Origin of the sequence: Caballeronia sp. LZ062 (genome assembly GCF_031450785.1) — a bacterium.
Lineage (GTDB): Bacteria > Pseudomonadota > Gammaproteobacteria > Burkholderiales > Burkholderiaceae > Caballeronia.
This window is the reverse complement of the sequence record NZ_JARTWB010000003.1, coordinates 663,064-685,989: the sequence shown is the minus strand read 5'-3', so window position 1 is coordinate 685,989 and position 22,926 is coordinate 663,064. Positions and strand designations below refer to the sequence as shown.

At 63.4% G+C, this 22,926-nt stretch carries 16 protein-coding genes; 12 read left to right on the top strand and 4 right to left on the bottom strand.

The features are described from left to right. The first annotated feature begins 1,085 nt into the window (after nucleotides 1-1,085). The 8 genes from P9239_RS23170 to P9239_RS23135 all read left to right on the top strand — a co-directional run bounded on the left by P9239_RS23170 (nucleotide 1,086) and on the right by P9239_RS23135 (nucleotide 9,540). A complete protein-coding gene (locus tag P9239_RS23170) occupies nucleotides 1,086-2,570 on the top strand; it encodes a HAMP domain-containing sensor histidine kinase (protein WP_309755402.1) in 1,485 nt (494 codons plus the stop codon). Beyond that, on the top strand, nucleotides 2,555-3,931 hold the full coding sequence (locus P9239_RS23165; RefSeq protein WP_309755400.1) for a sigma-54 dependent transcriptional regulator: 1,377 nt from the start codon (nucleotides 2,555-2,557) through the stop codon (nucleotides 3,929-3,931). The genes P9239_RS23170 and P9239_RS23165 overlap by 16 nt, the downstream gene beginning before the upstream one ends. Nucleotides 3,932-4,074: 143 nt before the next feature. Further along, the gene (locus tag P9239_RS23160) at nucleotides 4,075-4,833 is read left to right on the top strand and encodes a hypothetical protein (RefSeq protein WP_309755397.1); all 759 of its coding nucleotides are present in this window, start codon (nucleotides 4,075-4,077) and stop codon (nucleotides 4,831-4,833) included. 49 nt (nucleotides 4,834-4,882) lie between these two features. After that, nucleotides 4,883-5,434 carry a hypothetical protein gene (locus P9239_RS23155; RefSeq protein WP_309755396.1) on the top strand — a complete coding sequence of 184 codons (552 nt, stop codon included), beginning with the start codon at nucleotides 4,883-4,885 and terminating at the stop codon, nucleotides 5,432-5,434. A gap of 33 nt (nucleotides 5,435-5,467) precedes the next feature. Next, nucleotides 5,468-6,583 carry a metallophosphoesterase gene (locus P9239_RS23150; protein WP_309755393.1) on the top strand — a complete coding sequence of 372 codons (1,116 nt, stop codon included), beginning with the start codon at nucleotides 5,468-5,470 and terminating at the stop codon, nucleotides 6,581-6,583. A gap of 3 nt (nucleotides 6,584-6,586) precedes the next feature. Next, nucleotides 6,587-7,819 carry an MFS transporter gene (locus P9239_RS23145; RefSeq protein ID WP_309755390.1) on the top strand — a complete coding sequence of 411 codons (1,233 nt, stop codon included), beginning with the start codon at nucleotides 6,587-6,589 and terminating at the stop codon, nucleotides 7,817-7,819. Next, nucleotides 7,816-9,069, top strand: a complete 1,254-nt coding sequence (locus tag P9239_RS23140; protein WP_309755387.1) for an arsenic transporter — start codon at nucleotides 7,816-7,818, stop codon at nucleotides 9,067-9,069. The genes P9239_RS23145 and P9239_RS23140 overlap by 4 nt, the downstream gene beginning before the upstream one ends. Nucleotides 9,070-9,093: 24 nt before the next feature. Beyond that, nucleotides 9,094-9,540, top strand: coding sequence for a DMT family transporter (locus P9239_RS23135; RefSeq protein WP_309755384.1), 447 nt, complete (start codon nucleotides 9,094-9,096; stop codon nucleotides 9,538-9,540). A 106-nt stretch (nucleotides 9,541-9,646) separates the two neighbouring features. Here the strand turns inward: P9239_RS23135 and P9239_RS23130 are convergent, their stop codons facing one another. Continuing rightward, nucleotides 9,647-10,084 (bottom strand): histidine kinase, encoded by a 438-nt coding sequence (locus tag P9239_RS23130; protein WP_309755381.1) that lies wholly within the window; start codon nucleotides 10,082-10,084, stop codon nucleotides 9,647-9,649. Nucleotides 10,085-10,685: 601 nt separating this feature from the next. Between P9239_RS23130 and P9239_RS23125 the strand changes: the two genes are divergently transcribed. The 4 genes from P9239_RS23125 to P9239_RS23110 all read left to right on the top strand — a co-directional run bounded on the left by P9239_RS23125 (nucleotide 10,686) and on the right by P9239_RS23110 (nucleotide 19,647). Beyond that, a complete protein-coding gene (locus P9239_RS23125; RefSeq protein ID WP_309755377.1) occupies nucleotides 10,686-14,843 on the top strand; it encodes a CheR family methyltransferase in 4,158 nt (1,385 codons plus the stop codon). Between the two features lie 182 nt (nucleotides 14,844-15,025). Then, on the top strand, nucleotides 15,026-16,015 hold the full coding sequence (locus P9239_RS23120; RefSeq protein ID WP_309755374.1) for a chemotaxis protein CheB: 990 nt from the start codon (nucleotides 15,026-15,028) through the stop codon (nucleotides 16,013-16,015). 944 nt (nucleotides 16,016-16,959) lie between these two features. After that, entirely contained in the window at nucleotides 16,960-18,204 is a 1,245-nt protein-coding gene (locus tag P9239_RS23115; RefSeq protein WP_309755371.1) for a hypothetical protein, read from the top strand. A gap of 645 nt (nucleotides 18,205-18,849) precedes the next feature. Beyond that, nucleotides 18,850-19,647 carry a spherulation-specific family 4 protein gene (locus P9239_RS23110; RefSeq protein ID WP_309755369.1) on the top strand — a complete coding sequence of 266 codons (798 nt, stop codon included), beginning with the start codon at nucleotides 18,850-18,852 and terminating at the stop codon, nucleotides 19,645-19,647. 99 nt (nucleotides 19,648-19,746) lie between these two features. Here P9239_RS23110 and P9239_RS23105 read toward each other — a convergent pair whose 3' ends face one another. Genes P9239_RS23105 through P9239_RS23095 form a run of 3 tightly spaced genes read right to left on the bottom strand, consistent with a single transcriptional unit; the run spans nucleotide 19,747 to nucleotide 22,926 of the window. After that, on the bottom strand, nucleotides 19,747-20,574 hold the full coding sequence (locus P9239_RS23105; RefSeq protein WP_309755366.1) for an ABC transporter permease: 828 nt from the start codon (nucleotides 20,572-20,574) through the stop codon (nucleotides 19,747-19,749). Nucleotides 20,575-20,598: 24 nt separating this feature from the next. Further along, on the bottom strand, nucleotides 20,599-21,852 hold the full coding sequence (locus P9239_RS23100) for an ABC transporter permease (RefSeq protein WP_309755364.1): 1,254 nt from the start codon (nucleotides 21,850-21,852) through the stop codon (nucleotides 20,599-20,601). 27 nt (nucleotides 21,853-21,879) lie between these two features. Continuing rightward, a complete protein-coding gene (locus P9239_RS23095; protein WP_309755361.1) occupies nucleotides 21,880-22,926 on the bottom strand; it encodes an ABC transporter substrate-binding protein in 1,047 nt (348 codons plus the stop codon).

Below are 22,926 nucleotides of genomic sequence, written 5' to 3'. Positions count from 1 at the left end.
GACCGGCTGACATACGATACCCGTCATCGTGCGCGTGGTAAGCCTCACTTGCCGCCGAAGTGTGGTGAGCCGCACACTATGCAGTCCTGCGTTGCCGCCCGCCAAGGAGACCTGAACAAATAGCCGTAATGAATGTAATGCGACCGGTCGTTCGCTGCGGCTCGCGCGAGACACTTTGCATGTCTACGGTTCGGTATTCTCTCTATCTTTTAAACGTCTGCGAAAACGTCGGGGCCGTGCTGGGTTGTGCTCGTTGTACTGAGCGGCGGGATGGCGCGACGAACTAATCGTTGTCAAGCTCGGTCTTCGCACCATTGCGTATGAAGCCGGCATCGTGTAGTTAGAACGCATCTCGCTGAAGTGTTGCCATCGACGCTCGCGCGCAACGCGTCGCGTTGCGCGCTGCGCACGATCACGAGCGGCACGGACTCTCTCGGTCTTGCATACGCGATCAACAAAGCCAAACCGACCTCGGCAGCGAGCGACCGTGTGCGGGTCACGGAGAGAGCAAGACAATCGGCGTCCGCGCTTATGCGTCGCCCATGCTCGTTTCCGTTGCGTTCTACGGCGACGAATGCAGACCGGCTTCGACTCTCTGGCGGTTTGCCATTCAGCGCGCCGGCACTTAAGTCGCCTGACGGCAAGCGCGGCGAGGCGCAAAGCCGGCTGCGCAATCGCCTGACGTTTGACGGTCCGCGGGTAAGCAGGACGCTCGGGCCCGCCGTCCGGGAACCGCTCGTGGAGTGGGACGAGCGTATTCGGTCGCGCGCAACCCGCCGCGCGACTGAGTTGCTCTCGCATATCGCCGATTGCCTCGGCACGTGGTCGAAGCAAGCGCGGCGCATCGCTCGCTGCGGACCGAGTTCGTGGCGCGCTGCTGACCGCCTATCCGCTGGACCGCGTCCGCGGCCAGACATCCATCAGCGGCCATGACTCAAGAAGACGGCCAGTGCCGGTAATGGCATCGGGCGAACCACAGCGAACCACAGCCGACCCACGGGACTAGCGCCGCCCTTCAAAATGCTCGCGGGGTGGCAGAAGAGTTGCTTCTCCGTTCGCCGCTCCCGTTCGCCCATGATCCTCTCATGCCCCGACCGTCGTTTTCCACGCAGCTTCTCACGCTCTGGATGCTTATCGCCGCGCTATGCGGTCTGCTGAGTGTCGCGGTATGGCTCATGTTGTCGTCGGCGCTCGGGGAACGTGTCGTGGCCGCGAAGCAGCAAGCGGAAGCCGCCTGCACGGCGGTTGCCTCACGCTATGACCTGTCGATGCAGCGCTCCGGCGAAACGAATGTCGACTTGATGCACGCGGTCCTCGACCTCGTGCTCATCCAGACCGATGGCATCGAAGGCGGCTTCTGGACCAGCCAGCCGCCGTCGAACGCGTCCAACGGCTTTATCGCGTATGCATTCCCGACCTATGGAGGCAGCGGCGTCAAGCGCGACATTCCCGAAGCCGAGACGCCGCTCATTCTGCGCACGCTCAAGAGCGCATCGAGCGCCGCAGCGTTGCACGCGGAAACCGTGTCGAGCGGAACGGACGCCGTGCTTGCCGTGGCCTGTCCTGTGCCGCGTCACGCGGACCTTTTCGCATGGACTCTCACGCGCGCGCGTCCGCCGCTTGGGCCCTATGGCGAGCGCGCCACCGCCATTCTTGCGAGCGTGCTTGCCGTCATCGTCGTGCTCGCGTTGTTTCTGGCGCTCACATTCAAGCGATGGAGACAGAACCTCACGCTGCTGGAACAGGCGCTCGCACCCGGCGGCGAATTCGAACGCGGCAAACGGCTCGCGCGCATCGGCGAGCGCGATCTGGATCAGATCGTCGATGCGCTCAACCGTTATGCCGACCGCGCCGAGCGGCTCAAGCGCGACGCCGACGCGCTGAACCGGCAGCTCGCAGAGGCGGAACGGTTCAGCATGCTGGGGAAGATGGCCGCGCAAATCGCGCATGAAATCCGCAATCCGGCGGGCGCCATGCGTCTGAAAGCGGAGAACGCGCTGGCCGGCGACGGCGCGCGCCGCGAAGCCGCGTTGAAGACGATCATTCAGCAAGTGGGACGCATCGAGTTACAGGTGACGAGCCTGCTTGCGCTGACGCAATCGGTGACGGTCCATGCACGCGAAGTCGACCTGCGCGCCTGGCTCGACGATATCGTTCATACGCATGAATCGCGAGCCGAAAGCAGGCATGTCGCGCTGGCTGTCGACGTGCCGCAGAGCACGACGCAGCCTGCTTTCGATCCGGCCCAACTGGCGCGCGCGCTCGACAATCTCCTTGTGAATGCGCTCAGGCATACGCCGTCAGGCGGGACCGTGACGGTTCGCGCATACGGTGTCGCAGCGCAAGAAGGCGAGAGGCTCAGGCTGGAAGTCATCGATAATGGACCCGGCGTGGACATAGCCGAGCGCGAGCGCATCTTCGAGCCGTTCGTCACCGGCCGCCCCGACGGATCGGGACTCGGTCTCGCCGTCGTGCGCGAGATTTCGTCGGCGCATGGCGGCCGCGCTTACCTTGCGGACGATTCGAACCTGACGCGCTTTGTGATCGACTTGCCATGGCGACCATCCTGATCATCGACGACGACGACGCGTTTCGCGAAGGCCTCGCGGAAACCGTGCAAGACCTCGGCCACTCGACGGCCGAAGCGCGTTCCGGCGAAGAAGCGCTGGAACAGTTGCGCGGGCGTGCGGCGCCTGCCTGCATTTTTCTCGACTTCCGCTTGCCGGGCGCGGACGGCGTCGCCGTGCTCGAGACGCTACGCGCGACGCCGGGTATGCAGACCGTGCCGGTGGTGATGCTCACCGCGCACGCGACAAGCGACAACACCATCAGCGCCATGCGCCTCGGCGCCTTCGAGCATCTCGCCAAGCCGGTCGGACGGGAAGAAATCGCCGCGCTGCTCGATCGCGTGCTGTCGGCGCAGATCGACACGCCTGCCACGCGCGCGTTCGCGGACGAAGTCACGTCCGACGAGCCGCAATTGCTCGGCGTGAGTGAGGCCATGCGCGAAGTGCAGAAGCGCCTCGGCCGCGCCGCCGGCACGAACTCGACCGTGCTGATCACCGGGGAAACGGGAACCGGAAAGGAAATCGCCGCGCGCGTGTTGCATCGCGCGTCGGCCCGTGCGAGCGGTCCGTTCATCGCCGTGAACTGCGCGGCCATTCCCGAAGATTTGCTCGAAAGCGAACTTTTCGGGCACGGGAAGGGCGCCTTCACGGGTGCGCAGCGCGACAGGCGCGGGCGAGTCGAAGAGGCGCATGGCGGCACGCTCTTTCTCGACGAAGTCGGCGACATGCCGCTGCCGATGCAGGCGAAGCTGCTGCGCGTCCTTCAGGAACGGCAAGTCACGCCGCTTGGCACGAACCGCGTCGTCACGGTCGATGTACGCGTGGTCGCGGCCACGCATCGCGATCTCGCTGCGATGGTCGAGGCAGGCACGTTCCGCCAGGACTTGCTGTTTCGTCTGAACGTGATCCCGCTGCATATGCCGCCGCTGCGCGAGCGCGTGGCCGACATCCTGCCGCTCGCTGAACACTTCCTCGCGGCGGCATCGTCCGATGTCGCGCGCAAACATCTCTCGGCCGATGCCCAGCGCCTGCTCGCCACGTTCGCATGGCCGGGCAACGTGCGCGAGCTTGCCAACGCGATTGAGCGGGCGAGCGCGCTCGCGCCCGCACAGGTGCTGACGCGCGATGACTTCGCGTTTCTGACCGCGACACGAAGTCACGCGGATGACGCGATTCCCCCGGCACTGCTCGACCTTCCGCTGCCGCAAGCGGTAGCGCAACTGGAGCATGCGCTGATCGTCCACGCGCTTTCCGCGTCCGGCGGCAACCGCGCCGAGGCGGCACGGCGGCTCGGCATCAGCCGGCAGTCGCTCTATACGCGCATGGCGGCGCTCGGCATGTCCGAGGCGTCCGCGGGCGCCTGAAAAAGCGTCAACGATCCGGACATGCGCTGTCGGCTTTCTTGACAGGTTAAGCCGCTCGTCGCGCGCGACGCATTGATTTATCGGCGTTTCTCGATTGGCATAGGCCTTGCAGTTCACTCCTCGCCACACGAAAGGAGTGAATCATGCAATCGACTCGACACCCCAGCCTGCGGAACGTCGTGTTCACGGCGTTGATCACGGCGAGCGCCGGCTGCGCGGCTCAAATCCCGGCGCCGTCCGCTGCGCAACCGGCAGCGCGTCCCGTGCCGTCAGACGTTTCGCCACCCCCACCCGCCCCGCGCGCTCCGGGCGCAGCGCCGGGCCCGTTCGCCGACGCTGCTTCGACGGCGACCACACAAGGCACGGTCGCGCGCTTCCTGACCAATCCTGACGGCGATGTCGACGGCTTCATGACCGACGACGGGACGCTCGTCCGCTTCCCGCCGCATATGAGCACGCAACTGACTTCGGCCGTCCGCCGGGGTGATTCCGTGCAAGTGACTGGCCGGCGCGACGAAGGCGGCAGCTTCGCGGCGCAACGCATCATCGACACGCGCAGTGGGCAGCAGGTCATCGACGAGCCGCCGATGCGCGGCATGCCGCCGTTGCCCCGCGCAGCACGCGGTGAAGGACTGTCGCGCCTGAGCGCGGAAGGACAGGTGACACATGTGACGAGCGCGCCTCGCGGTGAGCCCGATGGCGTGATCCTGTCCGACGGCACCGTCATCGCGCTCACGCCACGCGTGGCGCAACGGTTCCCGGCGCTGGTCCACGCTGGCGCGACGGTATCGGCGCAAGGTTACGGCACGCGCAATCAATACGGCACCGCGCTTCAGGCGACGGCATTCGGCACGCCGGGCAATCTCACGCCGCTGTACGACCGCGCATCGCCAATGCCTTAAGCGCGCCATCGCAAGCGTCTCAATCTCACACTCATTCAGGATAACGAACATGCATTGGATCGACCCCGCAAGCCTTCCCGAGACACGCGGCAAAGTCACGCACTTTCTATTGAATTCTCACGGTGAAATCGACGGTCTCGTCGTCGGCTCGCGTCAGGTTCACTTTCCTCCGCATCTGTCGAAGCAACTCGCCCGGCATGTCGCGCTCGGCGATGAAGTGCGCGTGCGCGGCGTCAAGCCGCGCCATGCAGACATGATCGCCGCCGTCTCGCTGACGACGCGCGGTGGCGTGCTGATTCTCGACGACGGTCCTCATGCCCACGGCGAACATCATCACAAGCCGCACGTCGAACGCAAGCCCATGGAGGCCGCCGGCGAAGTGGTGCTTTCGCTTTTCGGTCCGAAGGGCGAACTGCGCGGGGCGCTGCTCGACGATGGCACGTCGCTGCGCATGCCGCCTCACGCTGCGGCGGAGCTGGCGGCGTACCTGAGTCCGGGCGCGCACGTTCATGCCTGGGGACACGGCGTGAAGAACCGGCGTGGCTGCACCATCGAAGTCGATGAAATAGCCGAACTCATCGACGCGCCGGAAGCGGCCTGACGAGGCTGGCATTCATTCAGGGGAGCATGTGTCATGTTGAGCTGGGTGCACTTCGGGGACCTTCACGCCTCGGGCGACGACCAGTACGAAAGTCTCGATCATCTGAAGTCGATGATCCGCCTGGTCAATCGCCACTTGTCCGACCGGGTGAATTTCGCGTTTCTCCCGGGCGACAACGCGAACAACGGTACGCCCGAACAGTACCGCCGGATAGCCGATGAAGTGGCCCACCTCAAACTGCCGCTTCACACGATACCGGGCGATCACGACTACGAGCCGGGCCATCTCGACGCCTTCAACGCCTTCACGAACGCCGCGTTGCCGAGGTCGCGCGTCGTGCATGGCCACCGGTGCATCTTTCTGGATGTCGTGTCCGCCGGGCGGGGAGGGCCGGACTTCAGGCTTTCGAGTCGTGATTCGCAGTGGCTGATGCAAGAACTCGCGTCTTCGGCTCACGACCCCGAACCGCCCGTCGTCTTCATGCACGCCTATCCCGGCGATGTCGCCGATGGACAAGCGCTGGCCGAGGCGTTCGCGCACGCGAGTGTCGCAATGGTCGACACCGGACATACGCACTACAACGAGTTGCTCAACGACGGTTATGTCGTCTACGCAGCGACCCGTTCGACCGGGCAGATCGAGGAAGACGATGGTCGCCCGGGATTCTCGGTCGCGGCAGTGGACGGCGGGGCCGTGAGCTGGAAGTTTCACCCGCTCGATGCTCCGTGGCCATTCGTCATGATCACGCGTCCGTCCGACCGGCGGCTGCATCGCAGCCGCTCTGCACCGGGAAGCGCGGACGCAACCCGTGTGCGCGTGCTGGTTTCCGATGACGACGTCGAATCCGTCACCGGCCATCTCGACGGTATGCCGGTCGCGTTTTCTCCCAGCGCCGACGAGACCGGGATCTGGCAAGCGGTTCTTCCGGCTGCCGCAACGAGTCACGGGGCGCGTTTGACGGTGACTGCGCGCACGGCTGACGGGCGAAGCGGCGAGGATTCGATCTCGCTTCGACCGACAGCGCATACGGAGAAGCACCTCGAGCACCACGCTGCACTCGGCACGGATGCGCACGCGGTCGAACCTTGGCCCGATCACGGCATCCTCGGCACGCAGCTCGGTCCCAACAAGAACGGCCGTCAATGGTGAATCATGAATCCACAATACGCGCTCGAAGGACTGAATTTCTTCATGGCCGATGTGCAAGCGGGCATCGGGCCGTTTCTCGGCGTCTTTCTTCAGGCGCATGGCTGGCATCCCGAGGCCATCGGCACGGTCATGACGCTCGGCGGCATCGCGGGGATGCTCGCGACCTCGCCAGCGGGCGCGCTCGTCGATGCCACGCATCACAAGCGCGGCATCATCGTGATCGCCGGGGTGATGACCACGCTCGCGTCACTCGTGCTGTGGGTGTCGCACAGTTACTGGATCGTGGCGGCTTCGCAGGTATGCACGGCCGTGACGGGAGCGGCGCTCGGTCCGGCCGTGGCCGGCGTGACGTTGGGAATCGTGCGCGATAAAGGCTTCGACCGGCAGTTCGGCCGCAACCAGGTGGCCAATCATGCGGGCAACGTGGTCGCCGCCGCGCTTTCGGGCTGGCTCGGATGGCGCTACGGCTTCGGCGCCGTGTTCGTGCTCGCCGGCATATTCGGGATTCTGACGATCTTAGCGACGCTGCTCATCCGGCGCGACGCGATCGATCACGACAGTGCGCGCGGCCTCGGCGGCCCGGCATCGAATGAGCACGAGCACGCGAGCGGCTTCCGCGTTCTGTTGACATGCCGGCCGCTGCTGCTTCTCGCCGCGGCGCTTGCGATGTTCCATCTGGGCAATGCCGCGATGCTGCCGCTATACGGCCTTGCAGTGGTCGCCGCGCATCATGGCGACCCGAGCGCGTTCACCGCCCAAACCATCGTCGTCGCTCAACTCGTGATGGTGGCCGCCGCGTATTTCGCCAACCGCCTGATCCAGCGAATCGGCTACTGGGGCGTGATGCTCATCACGTTTCTTGCGCTGCCGCTGCGCGGTGTGGTCGCCGCGATGTTCATTACGGCGTGGGGCGTCTGGCCGGTTCAGGCGCTCGACGGCATCGGCGCCGGGCTGCAAAGCGTCGCGGTGCCCGCGCTGGTCGTGCGGCTGTTGCAGGGCACGGGAAGAGTGAACGTCGGGCAGGGCGTCGTCATGACGTTGCAGGCTTTCGGTGCGGCGCTGAGTCCGGCGCTCGGCGGCGTGCTCGCTCAACACTTCGGCTATGCGAGCGCCTTTCTGGTACTGGGCGCTATATCGACAGGATCGCTTGCTCTCTGGCTGCTCTTCGGCAAAACGCTCAAGAAAGCGTGCGGCCTGCGCCGCGACGTCACCCACGATTCCCGTCTCGCCATATGAATCCGACTTTTCTCTCCTGGGGCATTGCGTTCGCCGCGACTGCCGGCGTGATCCTGCGGCCTTTCCGTTGGCCCGAAGCGATCTGGGCGGTGGCGGGCGCCGTCATGCTCGTCGCGCTCGGGCTGCTTCCCGCGCAGCTTGCGTGGCAGGCGGTCGGCAAGGGCACGGACGTCTATCTGTTCCTCATCGGCATGATGCTGCTCTCGGAACTCGGACGCCGCGAAGGTCTCTTCGACTGGGTCGCGGTGCATGCCGTGAACCATGCTCAGGGATCTCCCCGCAAGCTGTTTATTCTGGTCTACCTCGTGGGTGTCGTCGTGACGACGTTCCTGTCGAACGACGCCGCCGCCGTCGTGCTCACGCCTGCGGTATTCGCGGCCGCCAGGAAAGCGCGCACAAAGCCGCTTCCGATGCTCTACGTGTGCGCGTTCATCGCCAATGCAGCGAGCTTCGTCTTGCCGATCTCGAACCCGGCCAATCTCGTGCTCTACGCGAACCACACGCCGGCGCTCGGTCTTTGGGTCGCGCGCTTCGCCTTGCCTTCGGTCATGTCGATCGTCGCGACGTTTTTCATGCTGCGCTGGACGCAGCGTGCGGAGTTGAACGGCGAGTGCGCGCGCGACCTGCCTGTCGAACGACTGAGCACGAACGGCAAGGTCACGTTGGCGAGCATGGGCGTGACGGCCGTCGCCCTGCTCGTCGTCTCGGCGTTCGACCTGCAACTCGGTTTGCCGACCGCGATTCTCGGCATCCTCACGGCACTGATCGTTCTGATCAAGGAACGCGAGTCACCGGTCAGGCTTGTCAGCGACATATCGTGGAGCGTGTTGCCGCTCGTCGCGGGTCTCTTCGTGCTGGTCGAAGTGCTCGATCACACGGGCGTCATACGCGAGATCTCGGCGTTGCTCAAGCAGGCAAGCCAGCAGAATCAGCCGCTGACTGCTGCGGCATCCGGTCTCTTGATCGCCTTCGGAAGCAACGCGATCAACAATCTGCCCGCCGGACTCATCGCCAGTGCGACGGCCTTGCAGGCGCATAGTCCGGCGCGCGTCGTCGATGCCCTGCTGATCGGTGTCGACCTCGGCCCGAATCTTTCGATCACCGGCTCCCTCGCGACGATTCTGTGGCTCTCGTCGATTCGCCGGGAAGGCGAGGAAGTGAGCTTCATGCAGTTCCTGAAGGTCGGCATCGTCGTCATGCTTCCTGCGCTCGTCCTGGCGCTCGGCAGCCGGCTCCTGATCGGACACTGATCAACCTGGACAGAGGAGAGCAAGATGAGCAGCACGTGGATCTATCCCTTCATCATCCTGGGCGGCGTTCTGCAGGCTGCGGGCGCACCGATCAATGGCGCACTCAAGAGCGCGCTCGTCAATCCGTGGCTTGCGTCGGGCGTGTCGTTCCTGCTCGTCACCTTCCTTGCCATCGCATTGTTCTGGATGCAGCCGACGCCGTTGCCGACACTCGATGATCTGCGCAGCATGAAGTGGTGGGCGCCGCTTGGAGGCATCGTCGGAGCCGTCGCCGTGTTCGCCGGTCTGACGCTCGTGCAGAAGGTAGGTGTCGGGACGCTCAATGGTTTGACGATCTGCGCGAACCTGGTCGCATCGGTTGCGATCGACCATTTCGGCTGGATCGGCGTGGCCGAGCATCCGCTCGGCTGGCTGCGGGCGCTCGGCACCGTGTTGATGGTGGCGGGGGTCGCGCTTGTCATGCGCTTTTGAGTTCGAGATTTAGCGCACTCGTTGGATTGGCGCGACGCGCCACCGATGCAGAAGCCGCGACACGCGGCTATGGCACCGCAACGGCTACAAATGCCGGCGTCGACCCTCAACCGTCCCGGCGGCTGAAATGACTGTCGAGCAAGTCCGTCACACGCCATACCGAACACGGGCGCCGCACGTGCCCATCGAAGCCGGCCTCTTTCAAAGTGGCGAGAGAGTCCAACGGACAGATGTTGCTCATCGCGAGAATCAGCAGTCGGTGGGCCTGATCGCCTTTGCGTAGGCTCCGAACGAATGCATAGTTCGACTGCGCATCCAGTCGGGTATCGAGCAAGACTGCATGGGGACGCCAACTCGCCATGTAGCGACGTAACTCAGAAATTCCGGTGGCGTGAACGACCTCGTACTTCTTGAGCGCCAGCAGGAACGTGAGCGATGCGCCGATGGCTTCGTCCCTGTGACCAACGAGGATTCGCCAACTCGCCGATGCTTCTTCAGCCTTTGCGTTCGACCGCCAGAACGCGCACTCCTGTTCATCGTCCAACGGTACCCGACGCGTCATAACCGCCCCTCGATGCTGCACTTGCCCCGCTGCAATTTGAATCGCGCACTTGTATTTGCGAGTGCGCACACCGTCTAACGCTTGTTGTGTTCAACAGTTGTACGCCGTGTGTTCCGTTAATACAAGCGACCTGACGGCCGCGCTGCGGGCGCCACGTCTCTTGGTTTGACCTCCTGGGAACCCTGTCGTGGACGCGGCGGGTGCCGGACTTGCGCAAAGCAGTCCATGCCGACCATGCGGCCTTCATGCGTCGACGACTCACCAAGTCGGCCTGTTGCGGACGTTCGTGCTGTTTTTCTGTCGGACTTCTGAACATGCGAGGCAGCCGGCAGCCTGATACGGTCGCATCCGACCTTCGACAAATCGTTTTTGCCGCCGACCGATACCTTCCGAGCCGCCCGTTCACTAGAACGCAACAGTGCAGGCCCGAGCAGCGTCTGACGCATTCAGCGTCAGACGTCGAGCGGCAACTGCTGCCCTACAATACGTGCTGTAGCGCACCGGACCTTGCAATAGGTGCGCAGTACACAGTTCGGCATTCGCCGTGGATCAAGCAGCCGCGCATGAAACGAGGAGAGGCGCAGTGGCAAAACCGAAGTCGACACTTCAGCGAGCGACGGGTCCAACGAACACGGTCAAGAGCGACTTGCGTTTTCCAGTAGTCGGTATCGGTGCGTCGGCAGGCGCCGTCGAAGCCTTGCAGGTTTTCTTCGAAAATGCGCCAACCGACATGGGGATGGCGTTCGTCATCGTCGTGCACCTCGCGGCGGAACGGACGAGCCATGTCGATGAAATCCTGCAGCGCACCACCGGCATGCCGGTGCGGCAGGTCACATCCACGCTGCCGCTGGAGAGCAACCATGTCTATGTGATCGCGCCGGGCAAGCGGCTCGAGATGTCGGACGGGTGTATCAGAGCCACTGAGCGCGACCTATCCGAGAGCCCGCCGTTCACCATCGACCACTTTTTCCGGACGCTCGCGGACGCTCACGAGCAGCATGCGATCGGTATCGTGATGTCCGGTGCGGGGTCGGATGGCGCAGCAGGTCTCATCTGCATCAAGGAAGCGGGCGGAATCACCCTCGCGCAGACTCCGAGCGACGCCGAGCACGCGGAAATGCCTCAGAACGCAATCGCAAGAGGCCAGGTCGACATCGTGTTGCCCGCGTCGGAAATGCCGCAGAAGCTGCTTGACCTGTGGGCGAACAAACAGCGCATCGACATGCAGACGCTGGAAGTCGCGGAGAGAGGGAAAGAGGATGCCAAGCCCCTCGCCAACGACCCCGACCGCGCGCTGTCCGACGTTCTGATGCATCTGCGGGTGCGCACGGGCCACGATTTCCGGCTCTACAAGCGCGCCACGGTGCTGCGGCGTATCGAGCGGCGCATGCAAGTGAACGGACAGCGCAATCTGATGGCATACCGCGACTATCTGCGCGCGACGCCCGACGAAGCGAACGCGCTGCTCGGCGACATGCTCATCGGCGTGACGCAGTTCTTCCGTGACCGCGACGCGTTCGACTATCTCGAACGGGAAGTGATCTCGACGTTCTTCGCGGACGAGCCAGGCGAGGGCCAGGTGCGTGTGTGGGTCGCGGGTTGCGCCACGGGCGAAGAAGCGTATTCCATCTCGCTGCAACTGGCGCAGGCACGCGATGCAGCGGGCTCGAACCGCTCCATCCAGGTCTTCGCCACCGACATCGACGAAGCCGCGATCTATCGCGCGCGAACGGGCTCCTATCCGCTCACCGTGGCAAACGACGTTCCGCCTGCGCTGTTGCAGCGCTACTTCATGCGCGAGGGTGGGCATTATGTCATCGCCAAGTCCGTGCGCGAGCGCATTCTCTTCGCGCCGCATAGCCTGCTGCGCGATCCGCCGTTCTCGCACCTCGACCTGATTTCGTGCCGCAACGTGCTCATTTACCTCGAGCGTGCGGTGCAGCGGCAGATTCTCGAGATGTTCCACTTCGCGTTGCGGCCGAACGGGTTTCTTTTCCTCGGCACGGCGGAATCAGCCGACGCCGCCGACGACCTCTTCGTCGTCGTGGACAAGAAATGGCGCATCTACCGCGCCCGCGCGGTTGCACATCGTGGGAAGTCGCCGGTTGGCTTTCCGCCGCTGTTCCAGCAGGAGACCGCCGAGCGTGCCGCGCCGGCCACGCCGCTGCGAGCGCCGGCAAGTCCTGCGCAGCGCAGCTTCTCGTTCACGGAGTTGCATCAGCGCGCGCTGGAAACCTATTCGCCGCCGAGCGTGATAGTCGACCGCGACTCGAACGTCGTGCATCTGTCGGACAACGCGGGCCGCTTCCTGCGCCATCCGGGCGGCGAACTGTCGAGCAACATCATGTCGCTGGTGCTGCCGGACTTGCGTCTCGATCTGCGCACGGCGATTTTCCGTGCGATGCAGACCGGCGCGAGCGTCGAGGCGCGCAGGGTCAAATGGGTTCACGAACCGCGCGATTCGTGGATCAACATGACCGTTCGGCCGTTTCACGACAAGGTCGCCAACGCCGAATTCATGCTGATCGTGTTCGACGAGGTCGCGGCGCGCATGACCGACGAAGAGCAGGCCGAATCCGCCGGACAGGACCCGGTGCTCGCGCAACTCGAACAGGAGTTGCAGCACAGCCGCGAACAACTGGCGACCATCATCGAACAGTATGAAACGTCGGTGGAGGAACTGAAGGCTTCGAACGAAGAGTTGCAGGCGATCAACGAAGAACTGCGCTCGACGAGCGAGGAACTCGAAAGCAGCAAGGAAGAACTGCAGTCGGTGAATGAAGAATTGACCACCGCGAACGCAGAGATGCAGGCCCGCATCGAGGACACCGCGAAGGCCAACGACGACTTGCACAACATCATCGAGTCGAGCGAGATCGCGACCGTGTTCGTCGACAAGGAGATTCGCGTCAAGCGCTTTACGCCGAACGCAACGGCTATCTTCAACCTCATCGATAGCGACATTGGGCGGTCGCTGTTTCACATCACGCATTCGCTGCGCTATCCGACACTCGCCGACGACGTGCGGCAGTCGTTTCAGTCCTTGCGGCTGACCGAACGCGAGATTCAGAGCGAAACGGGCCGCTGGTATCTCATGCGCCTGTTGCCGTACCGGACCGCGGACGATCATATCGACGGCGCGGTGATCACGCTCATCGACATCACCGACCGCCACCAGGCCGAAGAGGTGGCGCACGCAAACGAACAAAGGCTGCGTCTGGTCGCGCAATCCACCAAGGACTACGCGATCATCATCCAGGACCGCGCCGGCTTGATCGTGAGCTGGAACGCGGGTGCGGAGCGGATCTTCGGCTACACGGAAGACGAAGTGCTCGGCCGGGACATCGAAATGCTCTATGAGCCCAACGACCGGCACGCGTTAGTCCCCGCGCGCGAGCGGGAAACGGCGCTCAAGGAAGGCCGCGCCGACGACGAACGCTGGCATCGCACGCGCGACGGCCGGCGCATCTATTGCAGCGGTGTCGTCACGCCGATTTCGGACGCATCGTTCAGCGGCTTCGGGAAGATCGTCCGCGATCTGACCGAGCGCAAGCTGCGCGAGGACGCGAGCCGCGAGGCGCTGGAGCAGGAACAGACGGCGCGCGAACAGGCGTTGAGCGCTAATCAGCTCAAAGACGAATTCATTGCAGTGCTCTCGCACGAGCTCAAGCATCCGCTCAATCTGATCGGCGTGAAGTCGGAGATGCTGCCGCGCTTGCCGGAAGTCCGGCACATCGCCGCGGTGCGGGAGGCAGCGCTGTCGATCAAGCAGGCGGTGCGCAGTCAGGCGCAGATCATCGACGATCTGCTCGACTGGTCACGCATCCAGACGGGCAAGCTCGCGCTCGAAGTCGAGCGCGTCGACCTGTCGGCGATGCTGAACAGTATCGCGGATGCCTGCGAGGAGGACGCCGGTGCGCGCGGCATCTCGCTCGACGCCCGCTTGCCGGAAGGACCGGCCATTGCGCTCGCCGATCCCGTCCGCTGCGAGCAGATTATCTGGAACCTCGTGTCTAACGCGCTCAAGTTCACGCACGCAGGCGGGCATGTGAGTCTGAGTCTGTCGCAGGAAGGCGAGATGCTGCGCATCGACGTCGCCGACGATGGGCAGGGCATCGACGCATCGCTGGTCGGATTCGTGTTCGACATGTTCCGCCAGGGCCCGCGCGACCGTGTCCGCGGCGGTCTGGGCATCGGCCTCGCGCTCGTCAAACAACTGGTCGAGAAGCATGGCGGCAGAGTCGCGGCGGCGTCGGAAGGCCCGGGCAAAGGTACGACGATGTCGGTGTGGCTGCCGGCGGCAGACGCTCCCGCACCGGCCGACGTCGCCATCGAAGAGGTCGTCAGCATCGCGGGACTGCGGATTCTTCTCATCGAAGACGACATGGAAACCGGCGCTTCGTTAACCACGCTGCTCGAACTGGAAGGCGCCGTCGTGCAAGCGGCCACGGACGCGGCGAAAGCGCTGCAGATCCTCGCGGAAACGCCGATCGATGCGGTCGTGTCGGACATCGACCTCCCGGGAATGAACGGCTATGAAATGATGCGCAGGATCCGCGCGAATCCGCAATGGGCGGGGCTGCGCTGCATCGCGCTGAGTGGACACGACCGCTACCCGGATGTTCAAGGCGCGCACGAAGCCGGCTACGACGTGCATCTGGCAAAACCGCTGGATTTCCCGCAATTGCTGATTGCGCTCGGCGTTCTTACGCCCGATCAGCGAAGCCAGATTACCGGCTAAGTCTCGCCCTCGCCGGGTCTTCGCCAAGCAGTTCCGGCCTGTTGGAAAGACGCGATACCAAGGCGAACGGTCCTGATCGCCAACGAAGACTGCAGCTCTTGCACGACACACGGGCCGTGGCGGCTCGTCGCGAAGCACGAGGACAGGCGCAAGAAATGCTAGCCGGATCTGACGGAGGCGCTATGGAACATCGAGATATGGTTGTCATTGCGGCGTCTCGCGGCGGGCTTCCCGTCCTCAAGTTGCTCGTGACACAGTTGCCTCCCGATCTGGACGCGACCATCTGTATCGTTCTTCATATCGGCCGGCATCACAGCATCTTGCCCGAGCTGTTGACGCGCTGGGGCTCCAACAAGGCGTGCCACCCGAAGCATGGAGAGGCGGTGCAGCGTGGCAGAATTTACGTGGCGCCCCCCGATCGCCACATGGTCTTGCGCGACGGCAAGTTGTGCCTTCTCGATACCGCCACCGAGAACTTCGCACGGCCCGCCGCCGATCCGCTCTTCAGGTCGGCCGCCGTCGAGTATCGAAGCCGGGTGGTGGGCGTCGTGCTTAGCGGCGATCTGGACGACGGCGCCGCAGGACTCGCGTCGGTTCGTGCGCGCGGCGGATATGGCGTGGCTCAAGATCCGGATGACTGCGAGGCGCCATCGATGCCGCGCAGTGCGATCGCCGCCGGGGGCGTGGACGTCGTCGCCAAGCTGGACGAGCTTACGGCCGTCCTGCGTGCAGCCGTCAACGGGGCAAAGCGGCGCAAGGAGCATCCCATGACGAACCGGCCTGACCTCGATCGTGAGGCGCAAATCGCTGAAAGCGGGCTCGTTGCACCCCAGGTGCTCGATGAGATCGGTCAGCGTTCCGCGCTGACGTGTCCCAGTTGCAACGGCACGCTTTGGCGGCTGAACGATGACCGGCCTTTGCGCTACCGGTGCCATACCGGACATGCGTTTTCAGTGTTGTCGCTCGAGGACGCAACCGCACAGAAGGCCGACGACGCGATCTGGAGCGCGCTGCGCGCCGTGCATGAGCGAATCATCTTCGCGCGCGAGCGGCAGCAGTGGGCGCAACGCGCGGGCAACGAAGCGGACGTGGCGGTCGAACAGGCGCGCATCGACGAAAACGAAAAGCTCGCGGACCTGCTGCGGTCGGCTTCCGGCGCGCACGAGCATTGATGCGCAAGCCTCGCGACCGCATTGAGTACATACGACGAAGCTCGAACGAGCGGGGGCGCTACCCATTGCGGTAGTTCGCTTCCGCAACCAGCAGTGCCTTCCCCTTCGCTCATGCTGAATCCGCGACTCTCGCGCTGAGTCGCAAGGTGTTTTGCTTTCCGTAATCGACGTAATCAGAACGGTCGGTTGCGACTTGCTCGGCGTTCCTACCGTAGGTTCTTCTAATCATTTCATCGCGAAGCTCCTGCGGGAAAACAGGACGTTTCGACTTCGCTCGGCTTCCGCCACGGCTATAACGCCTCCTGATGCGGCACCCATATCAATCGAGTAGCCGTTTAGCACCGACATGCCTCTGCGGACTCGGTCGCTCATCTCAGTTCTCTGAATCGGTTCCACATCAGCGCTTTAGCGCTGCTATGCGTGCGGCGCACTGATCCGGGAATTTCTACGAACCGTACCGATGCGAGAGCACCAGAAAACCCCCGTGAAATTATGTAGTTACGCCAAACATTGCGGATTCCTGAACGAACGGACGGCCTAATACGACGCGCCGATCACGCCTTCGGAAATATCTACAACGAAGCGTCACACCGCCTTTGGAAACGTGGCGAAAAATACTGATTAGGCAGGATTCCTCTGATAAATGACGTTTAAAGTATGCGCGAAATTCAAACGATTTCGCAAAATTATTTCTCCCTACGGTATGACCAGAAACCAGCCTTTGCTTTCTTCCGACTGTTACGTTCAGAAACGTCTTTCGGTCGCTTTGGGACCCTATACTTCGGCCTCCCCTAAGCAAACGTGAAAATTTGTCCGTGTCGTCTAATCGTCTATTTAAAGTTCAAAACGAAACTTCCTCTTTCAACGCATCCGCGCCGCTCAACGCGCCCCTTACGCGTAGAAACTTCCTGTCGTACTTGGTGGCGGGCGCCGGTAGCGCAGCCTTGGCCGCATGCGGCGGCGGCAGCGAAGCGATGGGCGACGTGGCCGATACCGCGGCCGTCGCGAAGGCCGCATCATCGAGCGGAACGGTTATTCCGCCTGCGGCGTCCATCACCGATAGTTCGGGCGCCATCTGGACCCTCGTCGGTGGCCACGCGACTCGCAACGGCGTAACGATGCCCACCGGCTCGCCGCTCGCCTACACCACGCTCCTGTACTACAACGGCGCCGTCTACGGCAAAAACTCGGCGGGCAACTGGTTCAAGAGCGGAACTTCGCCGTGGCAGAACCTTGGCACCGCAGACCCTCGCGGCACCACCGGCTCGCAAGGCGCCAGCAACAGCAGCACGGCCGGCGTGCTGCAAGACAAGTCGTTCGGCGTGAAGGGCGACGGCACGACCAACGATCGCGCGGCGCTGCAGGCTGCGATCGACGGCTCGGTCGGCCAGATTCTGCTCATCACGGGCAAGAGCCGCATCGACACGACCGGTCTCACGCTGCGCTCGAACACGCATATCCGCTTCGCGCCGGGCGCGTCCATCAAGATGCTGTCGCACAACACCGGCACGTATCAGATGATGCGCGTGTGGGACGTGAGCAACGTGAACATCGAAGCACCGTACCTCGACGGCAGCAAGGAACTGAACTCCGCCGGTTCGGGCGAATGGGGCATGGGCATCTCGATCAACGGCGCCACCGGCGTCACGATCACGGACCCGACGACCATCAACTGCTGGGGCGACGGCATCTACATCGGCAATAGCCAGAGCGGCTCGAACAAGCCGAGCTCGAACGTGTCGATCAGCGGCCATCACGCGAACGGCTGCCGCCGTCAAGGCGCGACGATTACGTCCGGCAGCGGAATCACGTTCACGAACCCGCTGTGGGAAAACATCTCGGGAACGGCGCCGGCGTATGGTCTCGACATCGAGCCGAACGACAACAATGCCGTGCTGCAGGCCATCAAGATCGTCAGCCCGACGACTCGCGGTTGCTCCGGCGGCGGCATTCTGGTCTATCTCGGCGCGTTCCCCGGGTCGGTCTCGAAGAACGTCGACATCCAGATCACGAACCATACCGACACCTGCACGAGCGATTCGTTTGCCGTCGGCGGCTGCAGGCTGAACGGCTGCGTCGTTACGGGCGCGATCACCAGCACGAACCCGGTGTGGAAGAAGAATTGGTATCTGACCAACTGGGACAGCAACGCCCCGAAGGTCACGGTCGTGAATCCCAAGGTTGGCTAAGCTCGGGGTCCCGCTGCTTGCGTTTCCTGACGAACGAGAAGAGCGTTCGTCAGGTCGTGCGTTGTCGCGGCAGCATCTCCGGGCCTCATTGCCGAGCTCGCGTGTCGAATAGCGAACCGCTTACTATCGGGCGGTTCGCCACCGTCCGTAAGCTCGGTGGATGAGGCCGGTGATCGTGCATGACGGCCGTTCATCGACGTTCCAGTGCTGGAATCGCTGGTCGACGCGTTCCCGACGTTCGGCGCGCTAGCCGTATGCGTCCGTGCCCATGTGAAGCAGCGACGTATAGCAGGCTTACCGAGGCTTCCGGCACGCGCGCTGACTCGTACTGATGTCGTGCTAACCGTGAAGACCGCGAGTAGCTCCGTCATGCACGAACCCGAGTACGAAGCGAAACTGCGCCGCTGCGATAAGCGGCGGCTCTGCATTGCCTTGTCGCGCTTGTGCGATTTGCCAAGCTCTCGCGCGCCCAGTCCATTCAAGAAACTCCGAGGTGCGCCGTTAATGCGGGATTAGGCAGAACCGGACCGATCCGGCTACGCCACACTAAACGGACTCGCGCCTGATATCCGTGAGTTCGCAGTTGCCCGCCGTCTCTGCGGCAGGCCAAGCGACGGCGGTGCAATGGGCGCGTCAGGAGGCGCAATGTCGATCAATCGAGTGTATTCGCGCTTAGCGATGGGTTTCGGAGCGGCTTCGCTGAGTGGCGCGGCGTTCGCGGCGGGCGGTACGGCCGCGGCCGGTAACTCGGTCGGCCTCGTCGTGCCGTCGTATTTCAACGCGACTCAAAGCGTGGCGAATTGGGCCAGCCTCGCGGCATCCGCGCGCAAGGTACCCACGACTGCGATCCTGAATCCGAACAGCGGCCCCGGCACGAGCGCAGATGCGAATTACGCCGCTGCCGTCAGCAGATTGCATGCAGCGGGCGGTAAGGTGATCGGATATGTGTCGACGTCGTACGCAAAACGCCCGCTTTCGGCGGTCGTGGCCGACATCAATAGCTACGTCGCGTTCTATAAAGTCGATGGATTCTTCATCGATGAAATGACGTCGGACAGTCGGACCGCACACATTCAGTTCTACCAGTCCATCTACAACTACATCAAGGGACTTGGGCAGACCTATTCGGTCACAGGCAATCCGGGCACGAACATACCCGAGCTTTATGCGACGTTGCCGACGGCGGACGCGTTCGTCGTCTTCGAGGGCAACGCGAAAGACTATAGAAGCTACCGGCCGATGAGTTGGCAGGCGAACTATCCGAGAAGCCGGTTCACGCACATCATCTACAACGCGAGTGCGGCGCAGCTGCAGACTGTCGTGTCCTACGCGAAAACGCACGGTGCAGGCAGCGTGTACGTAACGTCGCGGACCGGATCGAATCCCTATAACGCGCTTCCCGCCTATTGGAACGACGAAGTAGCAGACGCGCTGGCGCCGTAGCCGACGCGCGCCAGTTCACGGCGTTGCGGCGTTGCGGCGTCGATCTCGCGGGCGTGATGCCACCGCATGAAGCCAGACGCATTTCCCGGACGTCGCCGATCATTTGAGCGCGAGATTCGCAGCCGAGGCTCGCGCCCTCAACACGTTGATGCTTGCGAAGAGCAGCACGGCAAAGACGATCAGCATCGTCGCCACCGCGAGAATGGAAGGGTCGATGGCGTCGCGAATCCCACTCCACATCTGACGCGGCACGGTCTTCTGATCCGGGCCGCCGATGAACAGGATCACGATGACCTCGTCGAACGATGTCGCGAACGCGAACACGCTTCCCGTCGCGACGGCAGGCGTGATGAGCGGCAGCGTGACGCGACGAAACGCGATCCACGGCGTCGCGCCGAGGCCGGATGCGGCGCGCAACAGGCTCTGATCGAAGGAGAGCAACGAAGCCGTCACCGTGATGACGACGAACGGCGTGCCGAGCGCGGCATGCGCGAGGACCACGCCGGGATACGAATTCACGAGCCCGAGCGGCGCGAAGATCAGATAGAAGCCGGCCGCGACGACGACGATAGGCACGATCATCGGCGAGACGATGATGGGCATGATGACCGAGCGCCACGGAAACTGCGAGCGCGACAGGCCGAGCGCCGCAAGCGTGCCGAGACACGTGGCGATCAACGTCGACGCCGCGCCGATCCCGATGCTGTTCAACAACGCGCGCTGCCAGTCACCGCTCGTCAGCGCCTTTTCATACCATCGGAACGAGAAGCCCTCCATCGGATACGAAAAGTAGGAACCCGAATTAAACGATAGCGGGATGATGGCGAGAATCGGCGCAATCAGAAAGAAGAGGACGAGCGCGGTATGCAGGCGCACCCAGCCTGCTGCAATGCGTTCCGTCAGCACGGTGTTGCGTCTGTCTTGCATGAGATGTTCTCCGGATGGGTCGACTCAACCGAAGCGCAGCCGGTCGATGCCGACAATGCGGTTGAACAGGAAATAGAACACCGCCGTGAAGATCACGAGATAGGCCGACAGCGCGCCCGCAAGGCCCCAGTTGAGTTGCGTGTTCGTCTGGATGGCGATGAGCTGGCTGATCATCTCATCGCCGGCGCCGCCGAGCAGCGCGGGCGTGATGTAGTAACCGAGCGCAAGGACGAAGACGAGAAAGCATCCGGCGCCGACGCCCGGCAGCGTCTGCGGCACATACACGCGGACGAACGCGGTGAAAGGATGCGCGCCGAGCGACTTGGCAGCGCGCATATAAACAGGCGACACGCTCTTCATCACCGAGTAGATCGCGAGGATCATGTAGGGCAGAAGCACATGCGTCATGCCGATCAGCACGCCCGTTCGGTTGAAGATGAGCGGCACAGGATGCGTTGCGAGTCCCAGTCCCGACAGCACGCTGTTGATCACGCCGCCCGGTTGCAGCAGCACATACCACGCGGTCGTGCGCACGAGCAGCGACGTCCAGAACGGCACGATGACGAACAGCATCAGCCGATTGCTGGTTTTCGCGGGCAGGTTCGCGAGCAGCCACGCGACCGGATAGCCGAGCACGAGACACAGTAGCGTGACGGTCGCGCTGATATACACGGTGCGTCCGAAGGCTTCGCGATAGACGGACGCGTTGGCCGGCAACGGCGCGATCGTTCCTTGCGGCGTGACCTGCGCATCGACGGCGGCCAGCAGATAGTCTGGCGTCGGGGACTGTGCGGCACGCTTGAGCAAGCGCCATGTTTCCGGTGAATTCCAGCGTTCGTCGATATCGATCAGCGCAGGCTTCCACGCTTTGGGCGTGTCGTCGTGAAGTCGGCGCGCCGTTCGCATCAGCAAGCTGCGAGACTCCGGCTGCGCGAAGTTCAGACGCCGCGCGATGGTACCGAGCTGACCGCTTGCCTGTGCTTCCTTCAGGCCGCTTGCGAGGAGGGCGAACGTATGTTCGTCCGGCACGCGCTGACCGTCCCATGCGTTCAATGCGCGCGCGAGCGCGGGCATGCCGTCCGGCACTTCGTGGTTCTGCACGCTGCGCGCGAGCAATAGCGCAATAGGCGCGACGAAGGTCGACAGCAGAAACACGATCAGCGGCAACGCGAGCAGAAGCGCCCGAAGAGAGGCGCGCCGTTGCGCCTTGTCATACGACGCGCGGCCTTCGGCGCCCGCACGAGCGCCGCCGGTCGTGGCGTGAATCAATGCGGGCATGTTCGTCCTCTCGTCTGCCTCGGCCGCTTATTGAGTCAGCCAAACTTGGAAGCGCTTGTTGATGGCGTCTGCGTTATCCGCCCAGAAGCCGGCGTTGATCTGCACGGCGCGCTTGAAGTTGGCGGGCGCCGTCGGCATGTCGGCGAGGCGCTGCTTGTCGACGAGCGCAACGGCTTCCTTGCGCGGCGGCGCATAGGCGATGTACTTCGACAGGTCCGCCGATGCTTTCGGCTGCGCCTGCGACACGATGAACTTCGCCGCCAGATCAGCGTTCTTCGCACCGGTCGGAATGCCCCACCATTCGAAGTCATAGACCTGCGCATCCCACACGGATTTGAACGGCTTGTGGTCCTTCTTCACGGCATCGTCGATGCGCCCGTTATAGGCCTGCACCATCACGACGGCGCCATCGGCGAGCAGCTGCGGCGCCTGCGCGCCCGACTCCCACCACACGATGTCCTTCTTGATCGTGTCGAGCTTCTTGAACGCGCGATCGACGCCTGCGGACGTGCCGAGCACCTTGTACACGTCCTTCGGATCGACGCCATCGGCGATCAGCGCCCACTCCAGCGTCACCTTCGGCGACTTGCGAAGGCCGCGTTTGCCGGGAAATTTCGCGGTGTCGAAGAAGTCGTTGACCGTGGAGGGCGCGTTCTTGAGCTTGCTCGTGTCATACGCATAGACCGTCGACCAGACCATGCTCGCGACCGCGCAATCGCTCAGCGAGCCAGATATGAAGTCGCTGGTATTGCCGAGCGATTTCTTGTCGAACTTCTTGAGCAATCCTTCGTCGCATGCGGTGATTGCGTCGTTCGTTTCGAGGTCGATCAAGTCCCATGTCGTGTTCTTCGCCTGTTCCATCGCGGAGAGCTTGGCGAGGCCGCCGTCATACGATTCGAGCGAGAACTGCGTGCCGGTGGCCTGCGTGAATGGGTCCATCCACGCCTTCTTGGCCGCGGCTTCGAAGGCGCCGCCGAACGTCACCACGTTCAGCGTCTGCGCCGCGTGCGACGTCACGGTGCCGAAGGCGAGTAGGGCGAGTGCGGCGCATTGTGCTTTGAGTTGGGTGCGCAT

Bases quoted from the DNA above. Each gene is read 5' to 3' on its own strand.
- P9239_RS23170 (WP_309755402.1), top strand. From the start codon at position 1,086: ATGCCCCGACCGTCGTTTTCCACGCAGCTTCTCACGCTCTGGATGCTT.
- P9239_RS23165 (WP_309755400.1), top strand. From the start codon at position 2,555: ATGGCGACCATCCTGATCATCGACGACGACGACGCGTTTCGCGAAGGC.
- P9239_RS23160 (WP_309755397.1), top strand. From the start codon at position 4,075: ATGCAATCGACTCGACACCCCAGCCTGCGGAACGTCGTGTTCACGGCG.
- P9239_RS23155 (WP_309755396.1), top strand. From the start codon at position 4,883: ATGCATTGGATCGACCCCGCAAGCCTTCCCGAGACACGCGGCAAAGTC.
- P9239_RS23150 (WP_309755393.1), top strand. From the start codon at position 5,468: ATGTTGAGCTGGGTGCACTTCGGGGACCTTCACGCCTCGGGCGACGAC.
- P9239_RS23145 (WP_309755390.1), top strand. From the start codon at position 6,587: ATGAATCCACAATACGCGCTCGAAGGACTGAATTTCTTCATGGCCGAT.
- P9239_RS23140 (WP_309755387.1), top strand. From the start codon at position 7,816: ATGAATCCGACTTTTCTCTCCTGGGGCATTGCGTTCGCCGCGACTGCC.
- P9239_RS23135 (WP_309755384.1), top strand. From the start codon at position 9,094: ATGAGCAGCACGTGGATCTATCCCTTCATCATCCTGGGCGGCGTTCTG.
- P9239_RS23120 (WP_309755374.1), top strand. From the start codon at position 15,026: ATGGAACATCGAGATATGGTTGTCATTGCGGCGTCTCGCGGCGGGCTT.
- P9239_RS23110 (WP_309755369.1), top strand. From the start codon at position 18,850: ATGTCGATCAATCGAGTGTATTCGCGCTTAGCGATGGGTTTCGGAGCG.
- P9239_RS23105 (WP_309755366.1), bottom strand. From the start codon at position 20,574: ATGCAAGACAGACGCAACACCGTGCTGACGGAACGCATTGCAGCAGGC.
- P9239_RS23100 (WP_309755364.1), bottom strand. From the start codon at position 21,852: ATGCCCGCATTGATTCACGCCACGACCGGCGGCGCTCGTGCGGGCGCC.
- P9239_RS23095 (WP_309755361.1), bottom strand. From the start codon at position 22,926: ATGCGCACCCAACTCAAAGCACAATGCGCCGCACTCGCCCTACTCGCC.